The organism is Candidatus Omnitrophota bacterium (genome assembly GCA_016929445.1).
In the GTDB taxonomy this organism is placed as follows: domain Bacteria; phylum Omnitrophota; class Gorgyraeia; order JAFGIU01; family JAFGIU01; genus JAFGIU01.
This window is the reverse complement of sequence record JAFGIU010000058.1, coordinates 1-11524: the sequence shown is the minus strand read 5'-3', so window position 1 is coordinate 11524 and position 11524 is coordinate 1. Positions and strand designations below refer to the sequence as shown.

Below are 11524 nucleotides of genomic sequence, written 5' to 3'. Positions count from 1 at the left end.
TGTGTGTATTTGGCTTTGTCCAAAAAGAAATGGACACCTTGGCTCACAGGCTTGGTGCTGGGTCTGGCGGTACTGACGCGGCCGGCCATGGTTTTGATTTTTCCCGGTATCTTTATTTGGAAACTCTTGGATCGAGGCAGCAGTCTGAAGCAACGTGTTCGCTGGATTGGAGGCCTCTTACTGACGCTCTCTTTGGTGATTGCGCCGTGGACAATTCGCAATTATCAGGTATTTGACGCATTCATCCCCATGACGACCCACGCAGGTTACGACTTGTGGTATGCCAATCGCCCGGGCTCTTGGGGCGGGGCCACCTTTGGACGGTACACGGATGACCCAATCAAGACTTTTGAAGGCAACGAAGTGGATCGGGATCAACTGGGCAAGGAACTGGGAATCAAAGCGATTAAGGAAGATCCGCTGCGCTACATCAAGCTCTGTGTGTACAGGCTGACCGTGGCCTTTTCGCCGGGGCAGGAGCCTTTGATGCACCGTATTGTGGGCGTGTCCACGCCTGCAATGAACCAACGCTTTCAAGCAGGGGACAAGTCCTTGGAGATTCCAATTAGCTTCTGGGGTGATTGGATGCCGGGCCTATTTTTTGGCGGGGTCATCTTTGTGGCTGGTTTGGGCGGAGTCGGCCTGGCCTTTAAAGAAGATCGCCGGTGGTTGCTGCTTGTGTACGCTTCCATGGCGTATATTTTGATTTCATCTCTTATCGTGCAGGAAATCCGTTATCGCGCGGTTGCGACTGTGCTTCTCTTGCCTCTGGCCGGGTATGGGCTTGTGCATCTTAGGGAGGGGCTCTCCAAACTTTTTTCCCTCCCCCTTTCCAGGCAGACGGTCTTGGCGTGGTGCTTTGCGGGATTTCTGCTTTTCTCGTTTGCATACCACTTGATCGGCTTCAATCTTCCCGGAGCAATGTAACAATGCTCAAGAAAATCCCCACACTTATTGCCACGGTAGCCGGGGCGGGCTACAGCCCGGTTGCATCCGGAACCGTGGGCAGTGCCGTGGTTGCGGCCGCGTGGTTTTTGGCGCAGCCGGGCATGACCGCGCAGTGGATTGTGCTTCTGGCCCTGATCTTGGTGGGATGGTGGTCCTCCGAGGTAGTCGCAAAGGACTCGGGCGTTAAAGACCCTTCTATCATTGTGGTGGACGAAGCTGCCGGCATGTGGATTGCCTTGCTGGGAGTACCCCACAGCTTGCCCGTGGTCTTGGCCGCTTTTCTTCTATTTAGATTCTTCGACATCGTGAAATGCACGCCCATGAAGCAAGCCGAATCCCTGCCCGGTGGCTTGGGAATCATGGCCGACGATGTTTTGGCTGGAGCCATTGCCCGCATGCTATTAATCCCGCTGCTGATGGTGTTTGGGGGAGCGCTCTAAAGATGAAACGCGTGATCGACAAAGCCTTTTGGCTGTTTATCCTGGCCCGGCCCAAAGAGTGGATCAAAAACAGTTTTGCCCTGGCCCCGCTGGTTTTCTCCATGCATCTGACGGATCTGAGTGCTTGTAAGCGCGCAGTACTTGCTATTGTGGCCTTGTGCGCGGCGAGTAGTTTTGGTTATGTGCTCAACGACTACCTGGATCGCAAGAGCGATGCCCAGCATCCCATTAAGAAGGGCCGCCCGATTCCTGCCGGTCGTATCCGAACTTGGGAGGCGGTGGCTTTTGGCTTGGCTCTATTTGTTCTTGCGGAGTTTGTGGCATTTGGGGTAGATCCCTTGCTGGGTTGGGTGGTTAACGCCTACTTTGTGCTGACCTCCCTCTATTCGGCTTATCTCAAACGCAAGGTCATTGTCGACGTACTCACCATTGGCTGCTGTTTTGTTTTGAGGGTTTTGGCCGGAGGTGTGGCGATTGGTGTGGTAGTGTCGCAGTGGCTGGTGCTGTGCACCTTTTTGCTGGCCATCTTTCTTGGATTTAGCAAGCGCCGGCATGAGCTCACGCAGTTGGGCGATTCCGCAAGAGAGCACCGCTGGGTCCTGACCCTATACAGCAAAGAGTTCCTGGACCAGATGAATCTGGTCACCATTACGCTTACATTGACTTGCTATATCTTTTACACGATTTCACCGGAGACTGTGGCGCGCTTTGGTACGACCAACCTGCTTTACAGCGTGCTGATTGTGATGTTCGGTTTGTTCCGCTACCTTTTCCTGGTCCACAAAAAAGGAAAAGGCTCTCCCACCGAAGTTCTCTATACCGACCGCCAGATTGTGGTGATTGTCTTGCTGTGGACGCTGTATATGATACTGGCAATCTATACTGTGCCGGCGATTGCATAAGGCAGCGAATCAGTAAATCGTAATTCCGGGTAGGAGAGGGAGAGGCGCCGCGTATAGGTGTACAGCTGCCGCGTCTCGCACCTCATTGTGTCCCCGATCACCCATTCCCAGCCCCCAACTTCACCTTTGGCGGACGGGAATTCGGCACAAAAGAGAATGCCCAGCCCGCCATCACGCACATCAGCAGCTCCTGTGCGTACATCACGCCCAAGGGGATATTCCCGAACAGCCTGTTGGGTAGAACGCGCCCGATCATGAGCGCGGTACCCATCACAATGCACAACAAGACCACGCACACCAGGAAGGGATTCAGATTCCTCAGCCTCAGACTCGCGCTCTTCCGGGGCCCCGCAACCCGGTGCGCAAAGAACAGAGCCAGCGCCGATATTGCCATGGGATAGGGCCCGAGGAACGCCAGGATCCGCAGGAGGCTGCCGGTGGTGACCAGGGTGTATTCGTCGGTCCCGTGCATCACGGTGTAGAGGGACACCGTGCCGTAGGTCGTGAACAGAAGGCACGAGCAGATGCCGGTATAAGCGATGAAGTTGGAGATCTTCAGGACATTGGACGAGTGGGAATAGGCCGCCAGGATGCGGGAGATCCCCAACAGGAACAAGATACAGGTGAGCATCATGGTGACCGAGCCGGGGAGCATGCAGAAGGCAGCCCGTTCGTTGAACTGGTTTTCAATGGAGGCGAACACATAGAGGTAGGAGGAGAGGAGCCCCCCGAAGAACGCCGTGACAAACAGGTTGAGGCAGGCCTCGATCAGCATGCGGGCCGGCCGGTGTTTGAGGTCGCGGTCCACATTCCACTGCTGCACAATCAGCACCACAATGGTCAGCGCAAAGCCCGTCAGGACGCCGCATAGAGCGGACTCCAGTTTGGCGGCTTCCATAACCGTGTAATCAAGGATTAGCTGCTGCATTGTTCAATTATATACCCGGGCCCCGTCATTGCGAGGTGTGCCGACACCGTCATTGCGATGGCAGCGACCCCGTCATTGCGAGGAGCTTCAGCGACGAAGCAATCTATGTCCCGCATCATGTTCTTAACCCCCTGAGCCGCAACATGTTCCCTTGACAGATTCCTTTCTTAGTGTTATAAAGTACTCCCGGTTTGACCTTGTGAAGTCGGATTTGCGGCAGGGAAGAGTCCGGAAATTGAACTTTTATTAGGCTACAGATAGTTTAGACGCTGATACAGGTAAGCAGAAATGGGAAGCGTAGCCTTTGGAAACAGCACGCAAAGCAACAAATTGGCGGCGTTGTAGCCGCTGCACACAACTCAGAAAATCACTGGATAGCCGGGCAATGTGCCCGGCTTAATTTGTTTAAAAAGATTAGGTAATTGAAAATCTGTGGGGCTTGTCTTCGGTACAGGGGGCAGTCGCAAGAGACCATGTCCTGCAACAAGAACCTTGAGTCAAGAAAGCGAGAAATCACTTTGAAGAGTACAAACATGAAACGCAGCAGGCTTGGTGCTGGCACAGTCGGTAGTTCATCCCCAGCGGTTGGACGGCCGTCGGGACATGTGAGAGATGATAATTCATTAGTAGAGTTCATGAAGGAAAAGACTGGTGTGGATTTGGATGAGCTTCGAGACACGCCTACCAGGGAACTTGTTGCGAGCCGGTTTGTAGAGAATTTTGTTGGCTTTTCGCGTGTCCCTACGGGGGTTGCAGGGCCTATTCGTGTTAATGGCATGATGGCTAGTGGGGACTACTATGTTCCCTTCGCTACAACGGAAGCTACACTTGTGGCTGGATATACGCTCGGGATGAGAATGCTGTCTAGGTGTGGGGGAGTGAACACACGGGTGCTTCGTGACCAGATTCACATATCTCCTGTATTCCTGTTTGAAAGTAGTGAGTCAGCTTGGGACTTCTGTCACTGGGTGCGGAGTCAAAAACAACGATTTCAGTCCATCATTGACAGATCCAGTAGGCATACAAAGCTTGTCAATCTTGAACCCTTAACAATTGGCCGTAGGGTGTTTGTGAAGTTTACCTACACTACTGGCGATGCTATGGGTTTGAATATGATAGTGTTGGCAACAAGTGCTGTTTGTGACAAGCTGGTTGAAGATGGGTATGCACCAAGGTATATCCTGCGCTCCAATCTGTCTCAGGACAAGAAGGTGTCTGCGCTCAATTATGTCACCGGATATGGGAAGGAAGTGGTGGCAGATGCCTTTGTGCCGAGTCGCTTACTCGAGCGTTATTTGGGAGTGACACCAGACCAAGCCCATGAGGTTTGGGAGTGTGGTGCATTAGGAAGCTTTCTTGCGGGTGCTATCGGTATGACGGCACAATACGCAAATGGCCTATCGAGCATATTTATTGCATGCGGCCAAGACGTTGCAAGTGTAGTAAACTCCTCAATAGGCACAATCCACTCTGAAGTGTGTGCAGACGGCCTATCTATTGGTCTGCATCTGCCAAATCTTGTTGTGGGGACGGTCGGTGGTGGTACTATTCTTCCTTCTCAGAAGTGCTGCTTAGAATTAATGGATTGTTTTGGGGCAAACCGGGCTGTTAAGTTCGCGGAGATTATTGCTGCAAGCTTACTGGCTGGCGAAATAGCGCTCTGTGGAGCAATGGCTTCTGGCAGTTTTGCTCTTCCGCATCAGGATGGACGGAAGAGGCGGGGTGTGTGAGGTTCTGATAGCCTGTGTTTTCTTCTGATCAGCTGTCTCTGGTCTTCTATGCTGCCGCCTGTTGGTTGACCGGGCTGGTAGATCTTGTATTGGGGTTTTCCGTTGGTATTACGGGCCAATGGCGGAGGTTGCACAGAAATTTCTTCTATATCTGTGTGACTGTGTGTGTATGGTCCTTTGCTCTCTCCATGCAGGTTGTCTCAGACTCTGAGAGACGGGCTTGGATCCTTTCCCTTATTCTTCACTCTGCAGTCTTGTTAATCCCATACGTTTACTTTCGATTTATCAACATCCTTTTGGGTTGTTGGTATCGGCAACTATTGTGGCTGGGCTGGCTAATTATTGGCGTCCTGGGATGGGGACTTTATTCAGGCTACGTTGTGGGTGGCGTGCACTCACCGCTTTACTTTAGATACTACTCCTCTCCCGGTCCATGGTACCCGCTGATGCTTGCCTATTTTCTTGGATACTCAGTCTTTGGGTTTGTCTTGGTGCTGAAGGCAAGAGCAAGTGCATCGCCGCAGCAAAGAAATCAACTCAATTTTGTGCTTGCCGCCAGCATGGTGGGCTTCTATGGCGGCAGTATGACATACCTCCCTGTCTATGGCATTCCCCCGATACTGCCTACCGTCATTGTTGTTCCTCTCTACCCGGTCTTGCTTGCATATGCCATTGTGAGGCACCGTATGCTAGACCTGAGTATTGCCTTGACGAGAACAGGTGCATGGGCGGTTGTCTATTTCTTTGTACTCGTTATTCCCGTGACGTTTTCGATTGCACTGAAAGAAACGTTGGAGCAGCTCGTTCCGGAGTATTGGTGGTTGTTTCCAGTAGGTCTGTATACGCTGTTAGCAGCATGTGCTCCGCTGGCGGCTGGAGTTGCGAGTAGAAGGGTAGAACGTCTTATCAGACGAGAAGAGCGACACTATCAAGATACTCTGCTCGCAGCAGCTTCAGGTATGACTAGAATACGGAATCTTGACCATCTATTTAGCCTGATCGTACGAGTCCTTACCAAAACAGTTGGTCTGACTCATGCAGCAATATTTCAGCTGGATAAGGATAGTACTGACTATGTGCAGCGCAAGCGGCGTGGCTCAATTGAATCGGAGGATATCGTATCCGTTCTTGCGGATGATCCGCTTGTTCATGCCCTAGAAACTACGAGAGACCCGCTGCTTTACGAGGATCTAGGTAGGTCATTTATTGAACAGCATGTTGATGATCCGACAATCCGTCGTTTACTCGCTGGAGCTGCCGCGCGGATGCAGAGCTTAAAGGCCGCGCTGATTGTGCCGTGTTTTGTAGAGAGAAGGCTGCTGGGGTTCATTGTCTTGGGTAACAAGAAGAATCGGGCGATCTTCTCAAAGGAAGACCTTAATGTATTCCGAGCGCTTGCTTCGCAGGCTGGTTTGGCGGTAGAAAACGCTCTCTTCTTCCAAGAAATCGAATCCACCCACGCCCAACTCTTCCAGTCTGAAAAACTCGCCACTGTGGGTCAGCTGGCTTCCGGTATGGCTCATGAGATTCGCAACCCTTTGGCCATTATTTCTGTGAAAGCACAGGCCCTGCGCATGCAGAATGAGCTCCCTCCTTTGGGGGAGCTGATGACTGTGATGACGGATATCGAGGGGCAGTGCCAGAGGGCTTCGGATATCATCCGGCGGCTTCTCCAGTTTTCAAAGGTGCAGAAGGGGAATGATATTATCGATATCAATCATGCGGTCGAGGAAACGATTGCCATGGTTAACCACCAGATCTCTCTCGACAATATTGAGATTGGTTTGAAGTTGTCAGACGAGACCCCCCGGGTTGTGGGGAACCTCAATGAGCTCCAAGAGGTTTTCCTGAATCTCATGATTAACGCAGCCCAAGCCATGGGGAATAAGGGCGGTAAAATAGCCCTCTCCACTGATGTGGACAAGGAAATGGTTGAGATCAAAGTAGCCGATACGGGCCCGGGGATTTCCGAAGAAAACCTCCGCCATTTATTTGATCCCTTCTTCACAACCAAGGATGAAGGCACGGGCCTCGGACTTTATGTTGTCCACCGCGTTGTGGAAAAGCACGTGGGCCACATCTGGGCTGCCAGCGAGGTGGGCAAGGGCACGACTTTTGTGGTTCGTTTGCCCTTGGCTACTGAGAAGGACATCCAGGAGCAAGAGGAAAAGACAGCCTGATTTGTGTTCCCACCCCGGGCTGAGATTCAATCTCCACCTGGGCTCCATGCCTCTCCAAAATCCCGTGCACCACACTCAGCCCCAACCCCGTGCCTTTGTCTTTGGTAGAAAAGAAGGGGTCCCAGATCTTCTTTAGGTCTTCCTTGCTGATGCCTTGTCCCGTGTCCGAGATTTCCACCTGAGTCCCGCCGTTTTCCATGGGCTGGGCTGATACGCTCAGCGTGCCGCCTTCGGGCATGGCCTGGAGGGCATTTTGGATCAGGTTGAGGAAAACCTGCTTGAGTTGCTGGGGGTCGGCCATGATGGACCCTAGCTGTTCTGAGACGCTTCTATTCACTTGTATCCGATTCTTAATTAGATCTGAACTCAACAGTTCGAGCGTCTCTTGCAGTGCAGTGCCGGGATTAACTTGTTCGAAGTCAGGGGGCTTGGGCCGGGCAAATTCCAAGATTTGATCCACGAGGGCTTTGATCCGCGCCGTCTCGGAGCTCAGCACCCTCTGGAGTCTATGGAGAAATTCCGGATCACCATGTTTTTCCGGCAAGTATTCCGCAAAGGTGGTTAGGGCTGATAGGGGATTCCTGATTTCGTGGGCCATGCCTGCAGCTAATTCCCCGGCACTGCTAAGGCGGGCTGTTCTGACAAGTTGATCTTGTGCGGAGTTTAGCTCTTCCAAATAGCGAATGTTCTCAATAGCAAGAGCTGTTTGAGTTGCAATAGCACCTAATGCGTCCAAGTCCTCAACACTAAATGCGCCCTCCTTTTTTTCGCCGATTTCCAGTAAGGCAACAGCCTTGTCGCGTGCAAGGCAAGGCAAGACAATGCCGGTTTCCTCGGCATGCATCGACAAGCCCCGACTCGCCTTCAGGACAAAAGCCTCGTCGGCCCCTTCTCTGATCCACACGGAGCAATGCGTGAGCTGCAGGGACATTGTGAGTAAGCGCACAACTGTCTCGGAGAGTCTGTCCAAGCCTCTGATGCGTGGCAATCGGATTGAGGCATCAACCATAGCCTGCCGTATAGAACGCTGGCGCTTCAGCAGCACCCTATTGAGTTGTGTCAGAAGAGCAGAGTAAACGACAGGGGCGATTGCAGCCAACACCAGAAATGATACTGCAGGATAGAGCCACCAAGTCTGTTGTTCTTCAGGGTAGTGACGGAAGTAAATCAAAAGCAAAAGGGGAATACCCACAGTGGCTAAATAGACAAAGAAGAACACCAGCACACGGGCAACTGCGACATGCAAATCGAGCAATCGATAGCGCGCGATAGCGATGCTCATGATTAGCGGATAGGCCGGCACAGTAGCATGGAGCCAGGGATACAGATCAATTCCGAATACCATGGGAAAGGCAGAACATCCGCCGGCAAATCCGAGGCCAGAGGTCCAAAGAAAGTAGGATATTTGGGTCTTGCGGAGACCATATGCCACTTTGGCAACGCGAATACCAAGATGATGCGCAAAAACAACAACCGATACAAAAAATAGGACGAACAACCCGTACAATGGCCCCGGTGGACTGTCCACATAGAACAGGCCGAAGACATACCGGGCGTCAATAATGAAAAGCCGAGTAAACCCAAGCATGTCGGTAACATTGGCGACAAAGAATACACTGCTTATTCCATAAATCCAGCGGAGGACTCTAGGCTTAGAGATTTGCAGGAACTCAAACACGAAGTGCAAAAAGAAGACAGGGATCAATGTGACGCCAAAGTGACCGATATACAGCCATTTGAGGGCAAGCTCAGGTGTGGCGGCTGTAGCGAACTTGAAAGAAGACAACCCCCAAAGGGCTACCGCTATATTGAAGACTACCCATATGCGGTGAAGACGCTGAGCCCCCTTGAGACTAAATAGGACCGCAAAGATGAGGGAGTTGATGAAGACGACTAGACCTGTAAATGCAAAGAAGTTCATTTTGTGAATTCCAGCCTCACGGTAGTTCCTGCCCCATCACTGCAAGATATTGCAGCTATGGCTCCATGCTGCTTCAGGATCCCGTGCACCACACTCAGCCCCAACCCCGTGCCTTTGTCTTTGGTAGAAAAGAAGGGGTCCCAGATCTTCTTCAGGTTCTCTTTACTGATGCCTTGCCCTGTATCCGAGATTTCCACCTGAGTCCCGCCATTTTCCATGGGCTGAGCAGATAAACTCAGCGTGCCGCCCCCGGGCATGGCTTGGATGGCATTTTGGATCAGGTTGAGGAAAACCTGCTTGAGTTGCTGGGGGTCTGCTTGGATAGACACAGTCTCATGGTTGTAATTCGTCCGGACCTTCACCCCATACTTGATGAGGTCATTGCTTACAAGATCGAGCGTCTCCTCCAAAAGCCCCGGGATGTCCACGCTCCCCATGACCGGCGGGGTGGGCCGGGCAAAGGCCAGGAGTTGCTGCACAATGAGATTCATGCGGGTGGTCTCGGAGCTTAGGATCTTCCCCAATTTATCCAGGAAGACCGGATCTTGGCGTTTTTCAGGGAAGTACTCGGCAAAGGTCTGGAGCGCAGTCAAAGGGTTTTTGATCTCGTGGGCCATTCCGGCGGCCAGGGTGCCGACTGCCCGGAGGCGCGCGGAACGGAGGACTTCCTCCTGCAGGCGTTCGTTTTCTTCGGCGAGTGCGTCTGGTGTCTTACGCCATATGAGTGCGTCCACCCAGCGTTGAAGCTGATTTCTTAGGGGCATGAAGAGGACAGAAATAAGGGTGACTGCAAGGATTGTAACGAATAGCCGCGAATAGCCGAATGTTTGCTGAAATATGCGCTCCACAAAAACAACGGTAACCAGGTACACAGTAGTCAGAATACCGATGAGCAGGGCATGAGAGACTGAGCGGCTCAGAACGACCCGGGCATCCATGAGATTATGGCGCTCGATGGCATATGCGGTGGCAAACGCATAGAGTGCGATCGCATAGGTTCCATAGGGCATGAGGATGGGTATCTCGATATTGAATGCTGGAAGGAAATTTGGAGCACCTCCGATATAGGCGATGAGCATAGACCACGCAAAGTACCTGAGCTGCTCTTTCTTCTCTCCAGTGGATTGGACGTAGGAGTGGAAGAGGAGATAGAGGCCATAGCATGTCCAAGCTGTCCAGACGACGAAGAAGGGGAAATATGCAACCCCCGGGTGATGAAAATTATAGAAGGAGAACTTTGGCTCAACAGTGTAGATGAGGATGTTAAGACAGTTCAATAGAAGAAAGAAGATGCCAGTTGCGTAGGAAGCCCAGATCATCCATCGTTTTCGACGTTGCTCCTTTGACTCAAGCAAACTCACCGCGAAGTGAGTGAAAAACACTGGAATAAAAATGACGCCCACATGAAATACCCGCCACAGAAGCAGGGCATGGGCTTGATCTGTTTCCGTCATAGCCATGGCCTGGATTCCACTCCACCAGGCAATAGACAATGAATATAAAGCAAAGGTGATATTAGTAGTGCTGCGTCTACCTTTCGAATAGACGTAGATGGCGAGCACTGAGTGCGTTACAGCCGTGGTCATTAGAGCGACAAAATAGTGAATCAACATGGCAGGATGATCCTTACTGTGGTTCCTCCCCCTGGGCCGCTTATGATGTCTGCCTTGCCCCCGTGTGCGCGCACAATGTTGTGCACCACACTCAGCCCTAGGCCCGTGCCTTTGTCTTTGGTGGAAAAGAACGGGTCCCAGATCTTCTTCAGGTCTTTGGATGCGATGCCGGTTCCGGTGTCCTCAAAACTCAGCTCGACAGACTTAACACCCTTACGGAGGCTAATTCTCAAGGTCCCGCCCTCCGGCATTGCCTCTTTTGCATTCAAACAAATATTGAGAATGGCTTGCTTGAGTTGTTGAGGGTCGGCTTGGAGAGTGTTTGCTGAGGACTCAAAGCATTTTTCCACACGGATGCCTCTTCTCAGAAAGTCGCTGCTCAAGAGTTCCAAGACTTCATCTATTGAAGCCGCTGGATCAAGCTTTTCTATCTGAGGGGCAGCAGGCTTGCCAAATGCCAAAAGCTGTTTGGAAATACGACTGATGCGATCGAGCTCAGGACCCACTACAGCCTGGAATTGCTGGATGAACTTTGGGTCGTTATGTTTCTCGGGTAAGTATTCGGTAAAGGTTTGAATCGCCGTGAGCGGATTCTTGATCTCGTGAGCCATGCCGGCAGCCAGCGTTCCCATAGCCTTTAGGCGCTCACTGTGAATGAGTTCTTCCTGCAGTCGTTCGTTTTCTTGGGACAGGGTCTCGGCAGACCCTTTCCACATATAGCGATCGGCCAGCTTCTGAAGGTAGTTGCGCAATGGCATGAACAGGAAAGAAATCAGTGCGACTGCCACCAGTGTAACCGCGAATTGCGAATACCCGAAGACTTGCTGGAACATTCTCTCGATAGCCAGCACGCTGAGCAAAT

The 11524-nt window shown here is 51.9% G+C and carries 9 protein-coding genes; 5 read left to right on the top strand and 4 right to left on the bottom strand.

Annotation, left to right across the window (positions count from 1 at the left end):
- The 3 genes from JW937_05200 to JW937_05190 form a co-directional block, all read left to right on the top strand.
- On the top strand, positions 1-927 hold a 927-nt coding region (locus JW937_05200; protein ID MBN1586810.1), incomplete at its 5' end, for a hypothetical protein.
- 2 nt (positions 928-929) lie between these two features.
- Entirely contained in the window at positions 930-1388 is a 459-nt protein-coding gene (locus JW937_05195; GenBank protein MBN1586809.1) for a phosphatidylglycerophosphatase A, read from the top strand.
- Positions 1389-1390: 2 nt separating this feature from the next.
- Positions 1391-2290: a decaprenyl-phosphate phosphoribosyltransferase gene (locus JW937_05190; protein MBN1586808.1), complete on the top strand. Its 900-nt coding sequence runs from the start codon at positions 1391-1393 to the stop codon at positions 2288-2290.
- Positions 2291-2387: 97 nt separating this feature from the next.
- Here JW937_05190 and JW937_05185 read toward each other — a convergent pair whose 3' ends face one another.
- Positions 2388-3218 carry a hypothetical protein gene (locus JW937_05185; protein MBN1586807.1) on the bottom strand — a complete coding sequence of 277 codons (831 nt, stop codon included), beginning with the start codon at positions 3216-3218 and terminating at the stop codon, positions 2388-2390.
- A gap of 635 nt (positions 3219-3853) precedes the next feature.
- Here JW937_05185 and JW937_05180 point away from each other — a divergent pair.
- Together JW937_05180 and JW937_05175 are read left to right on the top strand one after the other, a co-directional pair.
- Positions 3854-4948, top strand: a complete 1095-nt coding sequence (locus tag JW937_05180; GenBank protein ID MBN1586806.1) for a 3-hydroxy-3-methylglutaryl-CoA reductase — start codon at positions 3854-3856, stop codon at positions 4946-4948.
- Positions 4949-4962: 14 nt separating this feature from the next.
- Positions 4963-7128: a GAF domain-containing protein gene (locus JW937_05175; GenBank protein ID MBN1586805.1), complete on the top strand. Its 2166-nt coding sequence runs from the start codon at positions 4963-4965 to the stop codon at positions 7126-7128.
- On the opposite strand, the gene JW937_05170 is transcribed toward JW937_05175, so the two are convergent.
- The 3 genes from JW937_05170 to JW937_05160 all read right to left on the bottom strand — a co-directional run.
- Positions 7085-9049, bottom strand: a complete 1965-nt coding sequence (locus JW937_05170; protein ID MBN1586804.1) for a hypothetical protein — start codon at positions 9047-9049, stop codon at positions 7085-7087. The genes JW937_05175 and JW937_05170 overlap by 44 nt on opposite strands.
- Positions 9046-10662: a hypothetical protein gene (locus tag JW937_05165; protein ID MBN1586803.1), complete on the bottom strand. Its 1617-nt coding sequence runs from the start codon at positions 10660-10662 to the stop codon at positions 9046-9048. Before JW937_05165 ends, JW937_05170 begins: the two co-directional genes overlap by 4 nt.
- The coding region (locus JW937_05160; GenBank protein MBN1586802.1) for a hypothetical protein at positions 10656-11524 on the bottom strand (869 nt) is incomplete at its 5' end. The genes JW937_05165 and JW937_05160, both read right to left, overlap by 7 nt.

Coding starts and splice junctions, on each gene's coding strand:
- JW937_05185 (MBN1586807.1), bottom strand. CDS start 3,218: ATGCAGCAGCTAATCCTTGATTACACGGTTATGGAAGCCGCCAAACTG.
- JW937_05180 (MBN1586806.1), top strand. CDS start 3,854: ATGAAGGAAAAGACTGGTGTGGATTTGGATGAGCTTCGAGACACGCCT.
- JW937_05170 (MBN1586804.1), bottom strand. CDS start 9,049: ATGAACTTCTTTGCATTTACAGGTCTAGTCGTCTTCATCAACTCCCTC.
- JW937_05165 (MBN1586803.1), bottom strand. CDS start 10,662: ATGTTGATTCACTATTTTGTCGCTCTAATGACCACGGCTGTAACGCAC.
- JW937_05195 (MBN1586809.1), top strand. CDS start 930: ATGCTCAAGAAAATCCCCACACTTATTGCCACGGTAGCCGGGGCGGGC.
- JW937_05190 (MBN1586808.1), top strand. CDS start 1,391: ATGAAACGCGTGATCGACAAAGCCTTTTGGCTGTTTATCCTGGCCCGG.